General features: G+C 64.6%; 17 protein-coding genes and 1 pseudogene. 8 read left to right on the forward strand and 10 right to left on the reverse strand.

Annotated elements, in window-relative coordinates; all coding sequences use genetic code 11:
• Positions 1-844: 844 nt before the first annotated feature.
• Complete coding sequence (locus IVB50_RS36900) at positions 845-1,696, reverse strand: LysR family transcriptional regulator (protein WP_247299749.1); 852 nt, start codon at positions 1,694-1,696, stop codon at positions 845-847.
• A 104-nt stretch (positions 1,697-1,800) separates the two neighbouring features.
• Here IVB50_RS36900 and IVB50_RS36905 point away from each other — a divergent pair, with 104 nt between their 5' ends.
• Complete coding sequence (locus tag IVB50_RS36905) at positions 1,801-2,793, forward strand: zinc-dependent alcohol dehydrogenase family protein (protein WP_247299750.1); 993 nt, start codon at positions 1,801-1,803, stop codon at positions 2,791-2,793.
• 80 nt (positions 2,794-2,873) lie between these two features.
• Here the strand turns inward: IVB50_RS36905 and IVB50_RS36910 are convergent, their stop codons facing one another.
• Complete coding sequence (locus IVB50_RS36910; protein ID WP_018455363.1) at positions 2,874-3,155, reverse strand: hypothetical protein; 282 nt, start codon at positions 3,153-3,155, stop codon at positions 2,874-2,876.
• 312 nt (positions 3,156-3,467) lie between these two features.
• Positions 3,468-4,541 (reverse strand): hypothetical protein, encoded by a 1,074-nt coding sequence (locus IVB50_RS36915; protein WP_018455362.1) that lies wholly within the window; start codon positions 4,539-4,541, stop codon positions 3,468-3,470.
• Between the two features lie 242 nt (positions 4,542-4,783).
• On the opposite strand from IVB50_RS36915, the gene IVB50_RS36920 reads away from it, so the two are divergent.
• Entirely contained in the window at positions 4,784-5,827 is a 1,044-nt protein-coding gene (locus IVB50_RS36920) for a patatin-like phospholipase family protein (RefSeq protein WP_026232935.1), read from the forward strand.
• A 17-nt stretch (positions 5,828-5,844) separates the two neighbouring features.
• On the opposite strand, the gene IVB50_RS36925 is transcribed toward IVB50_RS36920, so the two are convergent.
• Both IVB50_RS36925 and IVB50_RS36930 read right to left on the reverse strand, forming a co-directional pair.
• Entirely contained in the window at positions 5,845-6,273 is a 429-nt protein-coding gene (locus tag IVB50_RS36925; protein WP_018455360.1) for a CBS domain-containing protein, read from the reverse strand.
• 189 nt (positions 6,274-6,462) lie between these two features.
• Positions 6,463-7,239 carry a rhomboid family intramembrane serine protease gene (locus tag IVB50_RS36930; protein ID WP_018455359.1) on the reverse strand — a complete coding sequence of 259 codons (777 nt, stop codon included), beginning with the start codon at positions 7,237-7,239 and terminating at the stop codon, positions 6,463-6,465.
• A 526-nt stretch (positions 7,240-7,765) separates the two neighbouring features.
• On the opposite strand from IVB50_RS36930, the gene IVB50_RS36935 reads away from it, so the two are divergent.
• Complete coding sequence (locus IVB50_RS36935; RefSeq protein ID WP_018455357.1) at positions 7,766-8,320, forward strand: PAS domain-containing protein; 555 nt, start codon at positions 7,766-7,768, stop codon at positions 8,318-8,320.
• A gap of 13 nt (positions 8,321-8,333) precedes the next feature.
• On the opposite strand, the gene IVB50_RS36940 is transcribed toward IVB50_RS36935, so the two are convergent.
• On the reverse strand, positions 8,334-8,723 hold the full coding sequence (locus IVB50_RS36940) for a hypothetical protein (RefSeq protein WP_018455356.1): 390 nt from the start codon (positions 8,721-8,723) through the stop codon (positions 8,334-8,336).
• A 145-nt stretch (positions 8,724-8,868) separates the two neighbouring features.
• On the opposite strand from IVB50_RS36940, the gene IVB50_RS36945 reads away from it, so the two are divergent.
• On the forward strand, positions 8,869-9,375 hold the full coding sequence (locus IVB50_RS36945; RefSeq protein WP_018455355.1) for a GNAT family N-acetyltransferase: 507 nt from the start codon (positions 8,869-8,871) through the stop codon (positions 9,373-9,375).
• A 32-nt stretch (positions 9,376-9,407) separates the two neighbouring features.
• Here the strand turns inward: IVB50_RS36945 and IVB50_RS36950 are convergent, their stop codons facing one another.
• Positions 9,408-11,393, reverse strand: a complete 1,986-nt coding sequence (locus IVB50_RS36950) for a DEAD/DEAH box helicase (RefSeq protein ID WP_247299803.1) — start codon at positions 11,391-11,393, stop codon at positions 9,408-9,410.
• 368 nt (positions 11,394-11,761) lie between these two features.
• Between IVB50_RS36950 and IVB50_RS36955 the strand changes: the two genes are divergently transcribed.
• Positions 11,762-12,502: a metallophosphoesterase family protein gene (locus tag IVB50_RS36955; protein WP_007602584.1), complete on the forward strand. Its 741-nt coding sequence runs from the start codon at positions 11,762-11,764 to the stop codon at positions 12,500-12,502.
• A gap of 52 nt (positions 12,503-12,554) precedes the next feature.
• Positions 12,555-12,908, forward strand: a complete 354-nt coding sequence (locus IVB50_RS36960) for a cupin domain-containing protein (RefSeq protein WP_085361730.1) — start codon at positions 12,555-12,557, stop codon at positions 12,906-12,908.
• A 37-nt stretch (positions 12,909-12,945) separates the two neighbouring features.
• Here IVB50_RS36960 and IVB50_RS36965 read toward each other — a convergent pair whose 3' ends face one another.
• The 3 genes from IVB50_RS36965 to IVB50_RS36975 all read right to left on the reverse strand — a co-directional run bounded on the left by IVB50_RS36965 (position 12,946) and on the right by IVB50_RS36975 (position 15,266).
• Positions 12,946-13,458 (reverse strand): hypothetical protein, encoded by a 513-nt coding sequence (locus IVB50_RS36965; protein ID WP_247299754.1) that lies wholly within the window; start codon positions 13,456-13,458, stop codon positions 12,946-12,948.
• Positions 13,459-13,572: 114 nt separating this feature from the next.
• Positions 13,573-14,001 (reverse strand): VOC family protein, encoded by a 429-nt coding sequence (locus IVB50_RS36970; protein WP_247299756.1) that lies wholly within the window; start codon positions 13,999-14,001, stop codon positions 13,573-13,575.
• Positions 14,002-14,114: 113 nt separating this feature from the next.
• Positions 14,115-15,266, reverse strand: a complete 1,152-nt coding sequence (locus IVB50_RS36975; RefSeq protein WP_247299758.1) for a zinc-binding dehydrogenase — start codon at positions 15,264-15,266, stop codon at positions 14,115-14,117.
• A gap of 300 nt (positions 15,267-15,566) precedes the next feature.
• Here IVB50_RS36975 and IVB50_RS36980 point away from each other — a divergent pair.
• Together IVB50_RS36980 and IVB50_RS36985 are read left to right on the forward strand one after the other, a co-directional pair.
• Positions 15,567-16,759 (forward strand): annotated as a pseudogene (locus IVB50_RS36980) (MFS transporter).
• A 52-nt stretch (positions 16,760-16,811) separates the two neighbouring features.
• A complete protein-coding gene (locus IVB50_RS36985; RefSeq protein ID WP_247299760.1) occupies positions 16,812-17,978 on the forward strand; it encodes an MFS transporter in 1,167 nt (388 codons plus the stop codon).
• The last annotated feature ends 52 nt before the right edge of the window (positions 17,979-18,030 follow it).

An 18,030-nucleotide genomic window follows, 5' to 3' on the forward strand; every position in this document is an offset into this window, starting at 1 on the left:
GGCGGCGTATACTCCCATCATCCTCGTCATTGCGAGCGCAGCGAAGCAATCCGGACTGCCCACGCGGAAAGACTCTGGATTGGTTCGCTGCGCTCGCAACGACGGAGTCTGTGGGTGGAAGCGTCGCACTTTCATCGCATTCCGGATCGCAGACGCACCTTCGCATCCTCGCGGCTTGTTCGCCCGAGCTTTGCCTCGATGCCTTACCCTCAAATGAAAGAGGGCGCAGGGAGACCGGGTGCCGGCTGGCACCCGCGGTCCACTGTGCGAGATTGTCGAACAAAATTGCACAGCAGCATACAGGTGAAGCCAAAACATCCGGCCTTCCCTGCGCAGTGGTTTTACGGCTTATGTCGTGCTCTCCCCGGGGAGCGATGCACTATTGCCCCCGTCGCCTTACGGATGACTGATGCGCGAACCCGGTCGGGCCGCCACATCACCACAAGACTTGACGCACAGACCCCGGGCGTCAGGACCACACGATTTTGCCGTACGCCGATCACACCGGTCGTGTGCGCGACGCCTTCGCTCACGGTTGCCCGCCCTGCGAAACCATTCGCGCCGGTGTGGCCCAGCGTCCGCCGCCGTCCGGCCCGCGTTCGTGACGATCGCGATACGCCCCTCTTCCTTGGGCCGGGTTGCCGCGACACATACGCCATTTCCGAATTTCGGTAAAGTGGAATATTTTTGATGCCGCATGTTGACCGACCATTGGGGTGTTTTGCCCGTCGGGCAACGCAAGGTCTTGTAGCCCGGATGAGCGAAGCGATATCCGGGATTCCTACCACGGGCTGTCCCGGGTATCGCTTCGCTCACCCGGGCTACGGCAGCGTGTCAGGAGCCATCACCCTGCCAATCGCTCGATCACGAGATCGAGCAGCGCGCGCAGGCGGGTGAGGCGCTTGAGATCGCGATGATAACCCACAAAAGTGTCGCGGCCGGGTGGCGTCGCGCCGATGTCGAGCGCGACCAGCCGGCGGTCGCGGTCGCCGAGCGGGCGCGGCAGCACCGCGAGCCCGCCGCCGCTCGCGCAAAGCTCCGCCTGCGCCTGCCTGTTGTTGCTGCGCGAGGCGATTTCCATATTCGGCAGCGTGCACTTCAGCCACAGGGCATCGGGCATGTCGGCGAATTCGGTATTCATCGTCACAACGCGGACACCGCTTCCGTCGCCCGCGCGTGGCGGCTTGCTGCCTTTCTTGCCGTAGAGTGCGTAGGGAATGTGGAGCAGCTTTCGGGAGATCACTTCAGGCTCGCTAAACGGTTTGATGCGGAAGACGAGATCAGCCTCGCGGCGCGGCAGGCTGTAGAGGCGCGCATCGGTCAGAAGCTCGACGGTCACCTTGGGATGGCGCTTGCCAAAAGCGGCAATCACCGGCGAGAGTATTACCGTGCCGAACCAGTCCGACGACGACAGACGCAGCAAGCCATCGAGCTGCGTCTCCGCACCGGACGCACGCCGTTCCAAGGCGAGCGCCTCCTCTTCGATCCGCTCGGCATGGCGCAGCACAGCCGTTCCCTCGTCGGTCAGCACGAAACCATCCGCCGTACGCTGGAACAGCGTTTGCCCGAGCGACTGTTCGAGCGCGCGAAGTCGCCGTCCCATCGTCGGCTGGGTCTGGCCGATCTTGCGCGCGGCCGCGCCGAGAGTGCCTTCGCGCGCAATCGCCAGGAAGATGCGCAGATCACCCCAGTCCACCGGAAGCCTCCCTCATACAAAAACGCACGGACATCGTACATTCTCATTCCTTCCCATGCAAAAATTCATGAGCATATTGGGGCCACCAACGGAGCAAGACGATCATGACGAGACTATCGACCATGCGCGCGGCCGTCCTGGAGTCCCACAACGCGCGCCAGCGCCTCTCAACGATCTCCACGCCCGAGATCGGCCCACGCGAGGTGCTGGTGCGAATCCGCGCGAGCGGGGTCAATCCGCTCGACACCAAGATCCATGCCGGTGCCGCGGCGCATGCACGCCATCCGCTGCCTGCGATTCTCGGACTGGATCTCGCCGGCGTGATCGAGCAGACCGGACATGACATCTCGCGGTTCAAGCCGGGCGACGAGGTCTATGGCATGACGGGAGGCGTCGGCGGTGTACAGGGATCGCTCGCGGAATTCGCCGCTGTCGACGCCGACCTGCTGGCATTGAAGCCTGCCAATCTCAGCATGCGGGAGGCAGCCGCCCTGCCCCTCATCTTCATCACGTCCTGGGAAGGACTGATTGACCGCGCGGCGCTGAAGGCCGGCCATAAGGTGTTGATCCATGGCGGCGCAGGCGGCGTCGGCCACATCGCGATCCAGATCGCGCGCGCGTTCGGAGCAGATGTGTTCGCGACCGGCTCGGCATCGCAGCGCGCCACCATCGAAGGTTTTGGCGCAACCTTCATCGACCGTGACACCGCCATCGCGACTTATGTTGCAGAGCATACGGGCGGCCGCGGCTTCGACGTCGTCTACGACACCGTCGGCGGTAAGGTCCTCGACGCCTCCTTCGAAGCCGTACGCCGCTTCGGTCATGTCGTGAGCGCGCTCGGATGGGGTACGCATGGGCTTGCGCCGCTCTCGTTCCGCGCCGCCACCTATTTCGGCGTGTTCACGCTGCTGCCACTGCTGTCAGGCGAAGGCCGCGCGCATCACGGAGAGATCATGGCGGAGGCCACTCGCCTGGTTGAGGCGGGCAAGCTCTTGCCGCTGCTGGATCCGCGGCACTTCACGCTGGAGAGTGTCGATGACGCCTATGCGCTGATCCGCGATCACGCGACGCAGGGCAAGCTCGTCGTGGATATCTGACGGCGCTCGCAGAGAAGTCCCGTCCCCCCGATGGATGAGGCGCAAGGCGGGGCGGCGGAGACCCGCACGCGCAGTCGCGACTAGTCCTCGCTGGACGTCGCCAAGCGGTTGCGCAGATGGGCCTGCGACAACAGAAAGAACAATGCGCGCTCGCCATGATATTTGGCGGACGGCCGAGTGCGCTCGAAGCCATCGGCAAATTTCTTGCCGGATTGGTCGCACACCTGCCACCGCCAGCCGAACCGCTTACGCCTGGTGAGGATCACTTCGAACATGCCGACGAGCTTGGTCCCCTGCTCCTTGCCGGTCTCGCAGACGCACGAGCCTGCTCCGGCCTCCCCCGTTGGAGTGATGTCCGACATATAACGCGGCAGGATGGAAAGCGAATAAAATTGATTATCGGAAATAGGTATCTTGCACCGGCTGTGAGGAAGTCGCGGCGCCGCTGGAATAAGCCGGCGGTGCCGGTGTTGATCGGTCCTGCTTGGTAGCGCTGCCAGAGCTGTTCAAATCGAAACGCCAACAATCGCAACAGCAAGCGGAGCAGCGGAAAGCATCTGCTTTCGCACACGGGACTGGCAGTAATAAGATATGGGAATCCATGCGCTGAATGAGAAGTGTTCACCAGGCACGAAGACCAGCGTCGGGCCGCATGCGGCATCACCGCTCAAGCACTAGCGCGCGACGACCTCGACTTCGCCGTCGACGCCGTTGACGACATTGAAGCCGCGCTCGTAGACCTTGCCCTCGTTCTTGGCGATGGCGCGGTATTCGCCTTCGGAGAGCACGACGCGCGGAAAGGCGCCGATCGATTCCTTGATGACGTCGCCGCCTGGGGTCAGCACCGACCAGGCGGTGTTGGCGAGCGCCTCGCCGCCCCTGTCGCTGACGAGCTTGAGCGTGATGACGGCAGCGCGGTGGGTGATGGTGACGTCGGTGAGCTTGCTGGCCTGAACGCGGATGTCCGAGCGCACCACCGAATTGGCGTCGCCGTAATTCGAGATGATGTAGTAGGTGCCCTCCGGCAGCAGCACGACGTCGCCGGCGGCGACGTTCGGCACCAGGGAGGCGCGCTCGCCGGATTCGAACTGGCTGCCCTTGTAGATCGCGAACGAGATCTGGTTCTGCGGAATGCGGCTGGTGCCGACGCGGCCCTCGATGCGCAAGCCCCCGGCGGGCAGCACGAAGGACTCGCGATCGGTCTCGGCTTTCAGGCTGACGGTGCGCACCGCGCTGACGAGGCCAAAGGCGACATGCACGACGTAATTGCCGGGCGGCAACACGATGTTTGGCGTGGCATTACGATCTTCGCGAATCAGCTTGAAGGTGCCGTTCTCGTCGGGACGATCGGCAAACACGCGCCAGACCAGGCCGCTGGTGATCGGCGGGGTGTCCTTGCCGTATTTCGCGGTCAGCGACAGCACGCCCTGTCCGGGCACCGCCGCGTTGAGCGGCGGGGCGGATGGCACAGTCGTGACCGCGGGCGGCGGCATGCTGGGCGTGGTCGGCTGCAACAGGGTCGGCGGCAGGCTCGGCGGTCCGGCACCCGGGCCGGAGGGCGGCGCCAGACTGACGGCACCGCCGGGATCGGGCACCGATGCGGGCGGCACCGGCGGCGGACGATCGGAGAAAAGCTGCGCCTGCGCAGCATTTTGGCCGAGAGTATAGAGGCAGGCAGCAAGGACCAGCACCGGCAGCAGCGATGCGCTGCGCCGCCATCCGATGATGCCGTCACCCCCGAGAGTCATGCCACCTGCTTTTCACCGAAAACGCGGCAAATTCAAGCCTCTGGACCCCTGAGAAATACGGCCAATACGGTTCTTTGGAACCCGGCTGACGCCTGCGTGATTACCCTAGGGGCACCCGTCCCTCGCCATACTCCTGCCCCGCGCGCTTCCCAAACCGGCATAAACCATGCTTCGGCCCGGTTCTGGCGGAGCGCGAGTGCGGTGCCTAGTCTGATGGCGGGTCCCGGCGTAGGAGAGTTTCGGTGCTGGACATATTGAAGGGTCGGGGTTCGAACAGCGATAAGGTCGGCGAGAAAGTCGGCCTGGGCAGCATCCGCCGGCCGGTCATCGGGCTTGCCCTCGGCGGCGGCGCCGCGCGCGGCTTCGCTCATATCGGCATTATCCGGACCCTGCTCGCCAACGGAATCGTGCCTGACGTCGTGGTCGGCACCTCGATCGGCGCAGTGGTCGGCGGTCTCTATGCGGCCGGCCGGCTCGATACGCTGGAAGAATGGGGCCGCAGCCTGCAAGGGATGCGCAACATCCTCGGCTACCTCGACATCCGCCTCAACGGCTCCGGCCTGATCGGCGGCGAGAAGCTGGCGACCCGGCTCGAGGCCGCCTGCGGCCAGAGCCAGATCGAGGATCTCCCGGTCAAGTTCGCCGCCGTCGCGACCGAGGTCCGCACCGGCCACGAGATCTGGCTGACGCGCGGCCGCGTAGTCGACGCGATGCGCGCCTCCTACGCGCTGCCCGGCATCTTCTCTCCGGTCCTGATCGGCGATCGCTGGCTGGTCGACGGCGCATTGGTGAACCCGGTGCCGGTCTCGGCGGCACGCGCGCTCGGCGCGGAAATCGTCATCGCCGCAAATCTTTCCAGCGATATCTTCACCTATTCGACGACTGTCTATTCGCACGGCGCGATGCCTGAGCCGGTGATCCCCGCGACCGAAGAGCCGGCATCAAAGCGGCGCTTCCCGAGATTCTTCTCGCCTGAGAAGACGGTGAAGCGCGAGTTCTTCGGCGGCGGCAGCGCCCGGCCTGGCCTCTCCTCGGTGATGGTCGACGCTTTCAACATCATGCAGGACCGCATCACCCGGGCCCGCCTCGCCGGCGATCCGCCCGACATGCTGATCACACCGCGGATCGGTCAATTCGGCTGGTTCGATTTCCACCGCTCCGAGGACCTCATCGCGCTGGGCACCCGCGCAGCCGAGCGTGCGCTGGAGTCCATCCAGGAGGCAATCCACGAACTGGCGCCCGCGCCCGAGGGCGCCGCGCCCAAAGCCGACCAGCAGCAGGACTGATCAGGCCGTCTTACTGATCAGGCGGTCTTGATGTAGTCGCGCAGGGCTTCCTGCTCGGCCTCGTATTCCTGCACCCGGCGCTTGACGATGTCGCCGATCGAGATCAGGCCGACCACCTTGCCATTGTCGACCACGGGCAGATGGCGGAACTTGCCGGTGGTCATCATCTCCATAAGTTCGGCGACCGTGTCGGTCTCCTTGCAGGTGACGACCTTGCGGGTCATGACCTGAGAGACCGGTTCTTCCAGCGCGCCGGCGCCGCGCTCGCCGATCACCCGGACGATGTCGCGCTCCGACAGGATGCCTTCCAGCCGGCTCTGGTTCATCACCAGCACCGCGCCGATCTTCTTGTCGGCAAGCAGTTTGACCGCGACCGCCAGCTTCGCGTCCGGCTCGACGCTCATGATCTGGTGGCCCTTGGTGTTGAGAATCGAACGTACCGTCATTGTCGCCTCCCTGAATCGCAACCGTCCGCTGTTCGCGGTCCGGACTTGTTCTTCGAGTCTTCAACTAACAGTTTCAGCGCCGGTTTCACGTTCAGGCGCTTTGCGAAGCATCGCCGCTAGCGGCCTGTCGCTTCGGAACATTCTTCTCGGGAATGATGGATGAATTCGGGCGGCGCCGCAAGCGCCGCTTCAAATGCGGTCTGAAATGTCCCGTGATGACGCATCCGCAGCATCACTTCGCACGCGCGGCACCGGATCGAACAGCGCGAACAGCAACAGGCCGGCAAGGAAACCGCCGATATGCGCCTGCCAGGCGACGCTCGTGGTCTCGCTGTCGACGCCGATCGCACCGACGCCGAAGACGATGTTGACGCCGAACCACACCGCAAGAAAACCGAGCACCCGCCCGTCGCGCAACGCGCGCGACAGCGGCAGCGCCGGAACTCTTGCGGCGGTATCAGCATCCGATCGGCTGAACGACAGGAAGCTGCCGCGAACGAAGGCGAAGCGGATCGCCGCCGCCATCGCGCCGGACACCGAGGCCGAGGCGCCGATCATCGGCGCCACCGCGTGCTCATGCGTGACGAGATGGGCGAGCGCGCCGGCCGCCGCCGTCACCGCAAGGAACAGAAAGAACCTGATGGCGCCAAAGCGCCGCGCCAGCGCGCTGCCGAACGGCAACAGCCACAGCACGTTGAAGCCGAGATGGGTGAGATTGGCGTGCAGCAGCGAATAGGTGACGAAGGTCCAGACCTTGGCGCCGGCTCCGCCGGGGATCTCCAGATTGAGCAGCGAGGAATCGTAGCGCTTGGGGATGAAGCCGAAGACGTCGATGGTCCAGTTCTCGAGCTCCGGCGGCAGCAGCACCCGCAGATGGATCACCGCGAGCAGGAGGATATAGGCGGTCAGCGCGAACGGCAGCGTCAGGATCGGCTCGCGCGGAGCCTCCTCAACGACGGCCGGCACCCCCAGCGAAGCATCTTGCGACGAAGGATCTTGCGGCGGAGAATTTGGCGGGAATTCCAAGGGCGGCTTCGCTTTCAGGCGCGATCGGAGCGACAGGCTTCACGACAGGCCTTGGAGATAGTCGCCTTTGCCCGCGCTGCGCAAGTGCACAAAAGGAAAAGGCAGGGCCCTGGGAAAGCCCTGCCTATCCGTGTCGGACTTCCGGTACCCAGAGAGACGGGAGTATCCCCACCCCTCCCCGCGGCCGGTGACCAAACTGTTTGACGCCTGTGTACAGGCCTCGCCGAGAACCTGGAGAAAAGCGGCGAGGCTTGCGACCGCGATCACCATAGCAGCGGGGCGGTGCACGGAAAGCGCATAGTTAATTTAACGTTAACGACGCAAAGGCAGCGCCAGGAGCACCGAAAATGCCGCTGCGGCATGGACGCTGCAAAGCCCCTCCTGCACAACAACACAGGGATCGCGGCTGCACTGAAGCGGGACAGGTTTGTCCCGCGAGGTTGCGCCCCGGGGTAAGCGTTCAGCCATGAAACATCCGTCGAGCCGCGAGTTCTTCGCATATTGGGACACCAAGCGGGGCACTGCCCGGGCCCCTGACCGGGCCGATATCGATCCGGCCGCCGTGCGCGGCCTGCTCGGTGACATCTTCGTGCTGTCCTGCGAGCCCCATCTCGGCTTTCCGTTCCGCGTCGCCGGCACGCGCGTCTGCGCCCTCGCAGGGCGCGACCTCAAGGATGCGAGCTTTGCGGCGCTGTTCAACGAGGCTAGCCGCTGCGAGATCGAGGAGATCACGACCATCGTCGCGGACGAGAGCCTCGGGGCAATCGCCGGCGTCACCGCCGCGCGCGAGGACGGCAGCAAGGCCTATCTCGAGCTGCTGCTGCTGCCGTTCAACGCCCGCCCGCATACACCGGTGAGCGTGACGGGCGTGCTCGCGCCGTTCGACGACGAATGCGGCGCGCTGGGCCCGTTCGCCCTCACCTCCTGGCGCTATCTGCACCAGCCGGAAAAACTGCTGCCGCGCGCGATCCGCAAGCTGCAGATCGCACGCGGGCTGATGGTCTATGAGGGGCTGCGCTAGCAGTGCACCCCGCTCACGGCATCGCCAGATGCCAGGCGCCGTTCAGAAAGCCGTCGCCGGTGACGTCGCCGGGCTTGGTGTCCTTGGCAAAGGTGTAGAGCGGCTTGCCCTTGTAGGCCCACTGCTTCGAGCCGTCGTCGCGCGTGATGACGGTGTAGCCGTCGGCAGCGGCATCGCTCGCCTCGGCCTTCAGCACCGGCCAGTTGGTCGCACACTGATCATTGCAGGCCGACTTGCCGTCAGCATCCTTGTCGAAAATATAGAGCGACATGCCCTTGGCGTCGGTGAGCACGTTGCCCTTGTCGGTTTTGCCGGTCTTGGTCGGCGGTGCCGCAAAAGCAGCGGGAACCAGCGCCAGCGATATTGCGAGCGTGAGCGCGAGGCGGATCGAGGATGTCCTCATGGTCTCTCCTGTCAGGCAATGGGCTTGCATGGGTAGGACGCCGCGCGAGCCGTCGTATTCCTGAGATCGCGGCAAAGATATTTTTCGCTGCAAGCCTCGTCGCATCGGAATAAACTGGGATGATGGAGATGGACGACGGATCGACATGAGCAAGCCGCATTGGCGTCCCGCGCGCGCACCCGATCTGCCGGCGATCAGCAAGATCGCAGCGCAGATCCATCCCGATCTGCCTGAACGCCCCGACGTGCTCGCGGAAAAGATGCGGCTCTATCCCGATGGCTGCCGCGTGATTGTCGCGGACGACGGGATCGTCGGCTACGGTCTGGCGCATCCCTGGATGCAGCACCGGATTCCGCCGCTCGACGGCTTCCTCGAGCAATTGCCCGGCGATGCGGATTGCCTCTATTTGCACGACGTCGCGGTGCTGCCCGACTTTCGCGGCGGCGTCGCGCGCGACTATGTCATCGCGATCGAACAGCTCGCGCGCACATCAGGAATCGCGACGCTCGCATTGGTGTCGGTCTACGCCACGCGGCCGCTGTGGCAGCGTCTCGGCTTTCGGCCGGTCACCGCGGATGCGGAGCTGCGGGCGAAACTCGCGTCCTACGGCGACAGCGCGACCTACATGCTGCGCGACCTCGCTGCGACGTAACGCCCCTCCCCGTCGACGCCGGTAGGCCGCCGTCAGGCGCGATGCTTCTTTTTAGTCTTCGGCTTCTTTCCGGCGGCGCCCTTCTCAGACCACGACGTGACCGAGGGCTCAGCGTGGCCCGGCTTGTTCTTGTGCTTTTTCTTCTTTGCGAAGGAAGGAGCATCGTCGAATTTCGGTGTGCGTTCGGCGTACGGCTTTTCGTGCGGCTTGCCGTGAGGTTTGCCTTGCGGTTTGAACCCGTTCGGCTCGCGCGCGCGTTCGCCCTGGCGTTCACGATGATCGCTGTCGCCACTCTCGCGCCGCGGCGCGTGGGGCCGCTCTTCCGATACCGCCTGCCGTTGCGGCGCATCCGCCATCGGCTCGAGGCGGATATTGTCTTCCTTGTCCGGACGCTTGATCTTCACGGCGAAGGATTCCGCGACCCGCTCGGAAATTTCGAACTCGGTCGTGGTGTCCATGATCTTGATCGCGCCGATGTCGTTCTTGTCGATGCCGCCACGACGGCAGATCATCGGCAACAGCCAGCGCGCTTCCGCGTTCTTTTTTCGTCCGATGTTGGCCCGGAACCAGACGCTGCCATCCGCCATGCCATGTTTCGACGACGATTTTCCCGCTTTTGGTCGAGCCCTTTCGGTCCGATCATCGCCGCGCGAAGCGCGGACATCGTCGCGCGGCGCGCGCGTATCATTGCGGCCGCGATCCTCGCGCGGCCGGCCAGTTCGCTCGCCGGGATCCATGATGTCTTCGGGCGACGGCAGCCGCGCGCGATAGAGCCGTGCAAGTGACGCGGCGATCTCCTCGGCCGACCGCTCGGCCAAGAGCGCCTGCGCCAGCGCCAGATCGTCGGCGGTCGTCTCCTCCGTGAACAGCACGTCCTTCATGCGCTCGTGATCGAGCTTGCGGATCTCATCCGGCTGCGGCGCCGTCCCCCAGACCGCGTCGATGCCCGAGACGTTCAGCAGCATTTCCGCACGCCGCCGCCGCACGGGCGGCACCAGCATGACGCTCGTCCCCTTGCGGCCCGCGCGGCCGGTGCGGCCGGAGCGATGCTGCATGACCTCGGCGTCGTTGGGCAGGTCGGCATGAATGACGAGGTCGAGGCTCGGCAGATCGATGCCGCGCGCGGCGACGTCGGTCGCCACGCAGACGCGCGAGCGTCCGTCGCGCAGCGACTGCAGCGCCGTGGTTCGCTCGTTCTGCGTCAATTCGCCTGACAGGGCGACCACGGAGAAGCCGCGCTCCAGCAGTGCCGCCTGCAAGTGCCGGACGCCGTCGCGCGTGCTGCAGAATACCAGCGCGCTCGGCGCCTCGTAGAAGCGCAACACGTTGACGACGGCGTGCTCGGCATCACCGGGCGCGATCCGGATCGCGCGGTACTCGATATCGGCGTGACCGCCTTCGTCGCCGGCGACCTCGATCCGGAACGCCCGCTGTTGATACTGCTTGGCCAGCGCGACGATACCGCGCGGGAACGTCGCCGAGAACATCAGGGTGCGGCGCGTGTCCGGCGTGGTCTTGAGGATGAACTCCATGTCCTCGCGAAAGCCGAGATTGAGCATCTCGTCGGCCTCGTCGAGCACGACCACCTTCAATTCCGAGATATCGAGACGGCCGCGTCGCAAATGATCGCACAACCGGCCGGGCGTGCCGACGACGATATGAGCGCCGGCCGCAAGCTCGCGCTGCTCGCGCCTGGGGTCCATGCCGCCGACGCAGGAGACGACGCGCCCGCTCGCATGCTCGTACAGCCAGGCCAGCTCGCGATGGACCTGCAAGGCAAGCTCGCGGGTCGGCGCCACGATCAGGGCAAGCGGTGCACCCGCCCGCTCGAACCGCTCGGCGTCGCCCAACAGGTCCTTGGCCATGGCGAGCCCATAGGCCAGGGTCTTGCCGGAGCCGGTCTGTGCCGAAACCAAGAGATCGCGGTCAGCGGCCTCGTCCGTGAGTACGGCGAGCTGAACGGGGGTCGGACGGTCGTAATTGCGCTCGGCCAAAGCTCGGGCGAGCGGCGCACTCATGGTCGGAAAAGACACGGGATAAACCTTGGTTGGTCCAGGCGCGGAACGTCGAGCCGCGCGACCTGAAGCTGCGTAGGTGGCAAATGGTCCAGCCGCACGCGTGGTGATCTGATTTGGACGCTCTTTACGCCAAGTGCGGGCAAATCACCATGCCTATGACGCATGGCTTTGGTGATGCCGAGAATAAGCTTACTGGCCAGCTCGACCCGCTACATCCAGCATTTTCGGGGCATTTTACTGCATATAGCGGGATTTTGGGGCGAGGCTGCGGATTTTCACGGCCACCTCGCTTAAATTATGCGCGGTTGAAGCTGCCGGAGACGCACAACAGGGCTAAGCTCAGGCCGATTGGACTAGGGAGCACGACGATGCGATTGGCAGTCATTTCCGATATCCACGGCAACCTTGCCGCGCTCGAGGCGGTGCTGGCCGACATCAAGGCGCGTGGCGTCGATCGTACGGTCAACCTTGGCGATTGCGTCACCAGCCCGTTGTGGCCGAAAGAGACTTTCGAAGCGCTTGAGGCGCTGTCGTTGCCGACCGTACGCGGAAACCATGATCGCTGGATTGAGGAGTTTCCGGACGACAAGCTCTCGTCGGCAGGTCTGTTTGCGCGCAACGCATTGACTGCGGAGCAACGTCTCGCGCTCCACAGCCTGCCTTCCCAAATACGGCTGGACGATGGGATCCTGGCCTGCCACGGCACGCCCGACAACGATACGACATGCCTGCTGGAAGAAACGCTCGACGACGGCCGCTTCGTACCGGCACGCCGCGACGTGCTGGCAATGCGCCTCGCGAGTGAGCCGACGGCGCGTGTGGTGCTGTGTGGTCATAGCCACCGCCAGGCCGTCGTTCACGGACCTCATGACTGTCTGGTTCTCAATCCAGGGAGCGTTGGTTGCCCGGTCTTCGCAGACATTCCCGTTGCCGCAAACCTGGAATACCGCTCGCCGCACGCGCGATATGCAATCCTCACGAAGCGACAAAGGGGCTGGCAGGCCGAACTCTTGGCCCTCGAATACGATTGGGACGCCGCATCGTCCCGTGCCCTCGCCAACGACCACCCGAAATGGGCGCGGGCCATATCGTCGGGATATGTCAAATAGCTGCTGGCATCGCTCGACCCAAATTGTGCCGCACGGAAGAACGGGAGAACACATGGCCGACGGAATCTCGCTTGCCGACAAGCTCGCGACATTTGGGGATTTCTGGTCCCCACGCACGATCACGACCTTCAACGATTGCGACGTGATGGTGGTGAAAGTGAAGGGAGAATTCACCTGGCACAAGCATGACGACACCGACGATTTCTTTCTCGTCCTGAAAGGCAGTTTGGAGATCGAATTACGGGATCGCACGGTGACGCTTGGTCCGGGCGAACTCTATGTCGTGCCCAAAGGTGTCGAGCATCGCCCGGTCGCGCGCGAGGAAGTTCATCTCCTGCTCATCGAGCCGACCGGCACGCCGAACACGGGCGACAAGGCCACCGCCGCGGACCGCAAGCTCGCATAGATGGCAACTCGCCCAGCGCAGCTCTATGCCTGCAGCCTTAATCCCTGGAGGTCACCAGGCTGCTGAAGCCGCCGACCAGTCTAGCTCTTGCCCGCACAAGAGTGTCCCTGGCCGCGCGGCTCAGTGCGCGGATGGTGCGCCAGGCGTCGGTTGCCTGCAGCCACGCCTTCACCTCGGAGTACTTCCCATAGGCCCAGGCGAAGGCCGGAATCCGCATCAGCTTGTCGCGCGTGAGATGGAACAGGCGCTCGACCAGCACCAGCTTAAGCAGTTCGCCGACAAGAAAAGTCACGGCCCCCATCACGATTTGCCCGGTCGCCGCGAGATAGGCTGCCACGGGCTTGACCGGCTCCAGGATAATGACGGGTACCGAAAACAAGGCGAGCGAGCAATAAGGCGACAGCGATCTGATCCAGCCCCGCAATCGCTTCAATTGGAGATGCCGCCCGATCCAGCGCGAGATTGGCCTCGCCACGGCCATGAAGACCGCATCCACCAGGAAGTAGATGGCGGCCGCGATGTAGGTCAAGGGCTTCAGGTTCTGCTTCACGATGAACTCTCCCGTGAACTGAAAGCCGTAACCTGGGCCTAAGTTTCACCCCGGCTTGAATAACTCGCGGATTTTCGATGGAACTTTTCGTGTACGGGCCCGCCGCTGCCCGGTTCAGATCTCCGCATAGATCTCCAAAAGATTACCGTCGGGGTCGCGGAAGAACAGCGTCCGATGCCCGAACGACTGGTTCGTCGGCGGTGACAGCAGCGCCACGCCGTGGCGTGCGAGTTCGTCGGCACACGCATCGACTTCGGCCGCGGATACCTTGAAGGCCAGTTGCAGCGCGGCACTGCCCGCCGGCGTCGGCGCGTCAGTCGCGGTTCGGCCCGGCCTTGCGAGAGCCAGCGTGTTGGGGCCCAAGCCGTACTCGATCCAGTTCGGCGACAGCTCCCGCATCAGCGGAAATGCGAGGACGTCTTCATAGAAGCGCCGCATCGCCGCCATGTCGCGCACGAAAATGACGGTGTAGTCGATCGCACGGATGGCGCGGAAGGGGGAGCGGGAGCGCTGACCTGGTTCGGTTGTGTGTTCTTCCATCATCGAGTCTTTCATTCCAAACGTCGGCGGGTAGCCCGTATGGAGCGTAGCGGAATACGGGGAGCTGTCGGCGAGAATTCCGCATTGCGCTGCGCTCCATCCAGGCCACGAACTTCTCACTCCACCAGCTCCGGCCACGGCACGATCGTCGACTTCACCGTCTTCATCGCCATGGCATCCCTGACCGCCTGCGCGACGCCGTCTTCCGTGAACGGATAGATCGTTTGCATCTTCAGCCAGGGATATTTGCCCGCCGTGCGATGGAGCATGTCGACGCCGAGCGGCAGATCGTTGGCGGTAAAACCCCAGGAGCCCAGCACGTTGATATCCTTGGTGCAGATGCGGTGCCATGAAGTCTCGATCGAGCCGGCGTCGGTGAACTGGCCCATCTCGACATAAGTGCCACCGTCGCGCAGCATCTCGACGCCTTCGGGGCCGGCGGAGGGGTGACCCGAGCAATCCATCACCAGATCGGCGCCGAAGCCGCCGACGATGTCGCGCACGCGGGCGATGCGGTCCCGCGCTGACTTCAGTTCCTCGATGTTCACTGTCGCCTCGGCGCCGAACTCACGCGCGAGCTTGAGCCGCGGCTCCTCCGGCGCACCGACGCAGATCACGCGCCCTGCTCCCATCTCCTGCGCGGCGGCGACCGCGAGAATGCCGATTGGACCCGAGCCCTGGATCACCACCGTGTCGCCCCAGGTGAAACCGCCGGCGCGGCTGGCGCGGTTGAAGGCGCGGATGCAGGACGTCAGCGGCTCCGACAGCGCACCCAGCCGCAGCGACATGTCGTCAGGCAATTTGTAGATCTTGGTGCCCGGCAGCATGTCGAGATCGACATAGACATATTCGGCCCAGCCGCCCCACATGTGAGGCGCTTTGTCGAAGCCGAGATAGCGGCCGTAATAGACCGGCGTCAGGCACTTGTTGGCGACTTGGGGATAATGGATGCAGTAATAGCAGCGGCCGCAGGGCATCAGCGGCGGGATCATCACTTTTGATCCGACCTTGAGCGGCTTGCTCATGAAGTCCTCGGTGAATTCGTCGCCGCATTCGACGATGATTCCGCCGAGCTCATGGCCGAGCGTGAACGGCCACGGCAGCCGCTTCGGCCAATGCCCCTTCAGAATGTGCAGGTCCGTGCCGCAGACGCCGCACGCGCCGACCTTGATCAGCGCGGCCCTCTTGCCGACCTTCGGCCACGGCACGGTGCGAATGACGGGTTCGCTGCCCGGCCCTGCGTGGGTGCAGACGCGGATCTGGTCCATGGCGTGTCCTCGCTGCCCGTCTGTTATGATTGATTGGTGCGGGCTGAAGCGAAGCGTATGTGAGATGCGCGCTGGTGCCAAGCCGCGGTCTCGTAACCCGCATGAGCGAAGCGACATGCGGGGCCAGCATTCCCGGATATCGCTTCGTCATCCGGGCTACGGGACCCTGGTCTCCACACACCCAAGTGCCTTGAGCGCTCGACGGCGAACGTGTAGGCACGGCGCCAAAGTCCCACCCCAGGTGCCCGCTTGAACCCCCTCCCTCAAAATCCCGTCGTCGCGTCCGGCTCGTTCGCAGCGATGAGGTCGGTGCCCTACCGGCTCCAGTTCATCGCTTACGTGCTGGCGATGATGGCCGACAATATCGAGCATGTGATCAGCTATTGGGTGGTGTTCCAGAAATTCCATTCGCCGGCGCTGGCGGGTTTTGCCGTGCTGTCGCACTGGTTGCCGTTCCTGCTGTTCTCGGTCGCGGTTGGCGGGCTGGCGGACGGGTCGATCCGCGCCGCATCATTCAATGCGGCATGCTGCTGTTCATCGTGGCCTCGGCTGGATGGGGTTTCTTCATCACCGACACCATCCAGATGTGGCACGCCATGCTGCTGCTGGTGATCCATGGCTGCGCCGGCGTGTTGTGGCAGACGCCGAACCAGCTGCTGCTCTATGATCTCGCCGGTCCGGCCGATCTTCCGAGCGCGGTGCGGCTGAATGCGATGGCGCGCTATCTCGGCATTTTGGTCGGACCTGCCGTCGGCGGCATTATCATGCTGACGCTCGGCACCTCGCATGGCATTATCTTCAACACGCTGTTCTATCTGCCGATGCTGCTGTGGCTGTTCTGGGCGCCGGTGCGGGACAAGAGTGTCGCGGTGCGGCGCTTCGCCGTGCGCGGCCTTGCCGACATCATGCTGACCATCCGCGCCATCGGCACGCAGCCGGTGCTGACGGCGATGACATGGCTCGCCGGCCTCACCTCCTTCATGATCGGCAATGCCTATCACGCCCAGATGCCGGGCTTTGCCGGCGATCTCGGCCACGGCGATCCCGGAATCTCCTACAGCGTGCTGCTCGCGGCCGATGCCGCCGGCGCACTGCTCGCCGGCATCGCGCTGGAATCCTGGGGGCGGCTCAAGGGCACGCCGCGCACCGCGATCATGCTCGCGATGCTGTGGAGCGTGGCGCTGCTCGGCTTCGCCTCGGTGCGGATCTATCCGGTCGCGATCGTGCTGTTGCTCTTTGCAGGCTTCTTCGAGCTGTCGTTCAATACCATGGCGCAGGCGCTGGTGCAGTTGAACGCGCCGTCCGACATTCGCGGTCGCGTCGTCGGCCTCTACAACATGGCGGGGCTCGGGATGCGGGCGTTCAGCGGCATCACGGTCGGACTGTTCGGTGCGGCGATCGGCATCCACTGGTCGCTCGGGCTCTCAGCCGCAGTGCTGCTGGCACTGCTATGTCTTCTCTATGGGCGCGCGACGAGGAAGACGGCCGGTTGACTCCGGCGTCTCCCCACCGCACGCTCGATACAGGGTTTGGGGAGATGAAGCGTTGCGCAATCGCTGGGGCATACTTGCGATCCTGTTCGTCGTTCGCCTCACCATCGCATTCCAGTTCCAGAGCGTGGCCGCGGTCGCGCCGCTGCTGCAGCAGAGCTTCGGCGTCGGACTCGCCGATATCGGCATCCTGATCGGACTCTATTTCACACCGGGCATCGTGCTAGCGCTGCCGGGCGGCGCGATCGGCCGCACCCTCGGCGACAAGCCCACCACGATCGTGGCGCTGCTGCTGATGACGGCGGGCAGTCTCGTCATGGCCACCACCGACGTCTGGGGCTGGCAGATGGCGGGCCGGCTCGCCTCCGGCGCTGGCGGCGTGCTCCTGACGGTCCAGCTCACCAAGATGGGCACCGACTGGTTTGCGGGGAAGGAGATCGCCACCGCGATGGCGATCTTCGTCAACTCCTGGCCGGCGGGCGTTGCGATCTCGCTGCTGGTGCTGCCGGCGATCGGCACGGCCTACGGCGCAGGCGCCGTGTTTCTCGTGGCCGGCGCGCTGACCGCGATCGGCATTGTGCTGATCATTTTCTACCAATCGCCGCCGGGAGCAACCGCCAGCGCGGCCGGCTCCGGGCGGCTCGATCCGCTCGCTCTCTTGGCGGTGATCATCGCGGGCGCGATCTGGGGCCTTTATAATATCGGCTTCGCCATGATTTTCTCGTTCGGCCCCTCATTGCTCGTCGAGCGCGGCTGGAGCATTGCGGCGGCGGGCTCGGCGATCAGCCTCGTGATGTGGCTGTCGGTGATCTCGGTGCCGGCAGGCGGATATCTCGCCGATCGCACCAAGCGGCCGTTCGTGCTGGCGATCGTGGCCAGCCTGGTGGTGGCCGGGCTGCTGGCCTGGCTGACCCGGTCCGACGCCGTGATCACGATCCTCGTCCTGATCGGCCTGATCGGCGGCCATCCGGCCGGGCCGATCATGAGCCTGACCGCCCGCGTGCTCGTGCCGGAAACCAGGGCGATCGGGATGGGCGTGTTCTACACTCTCTTCTATGCCGCGATGATGCTGGGACCGGCGGTGGCGGGCCGGCTCGCCAAATCGGCCGGCACTGCCGCGGTCGCGCTCGACCTCGGCGCGCTGACGGTGCTGGCCTGCCCGCCCCTGATGTGGCTTTTCGAACGCATTGTGTCTGTTCGTCATCGCCGCGCCCGATCCTAACGCGGCATTAACCCTGTGCACCTTAGGGTCGTCCCGGACTCCGCCAGGCGGG

Source organism: Bradyrhizobium sp. 87 (assembly GCF_023073015.1).
In the GTDB taxonomy this organism is placed as follows: Bacteria; Pseudomonadota; Alphaproteobacteria; order Rhizobiales; family Xanthobacteraceae; genus Bradyrhizobium; species Bradyrhizobium canariense_D.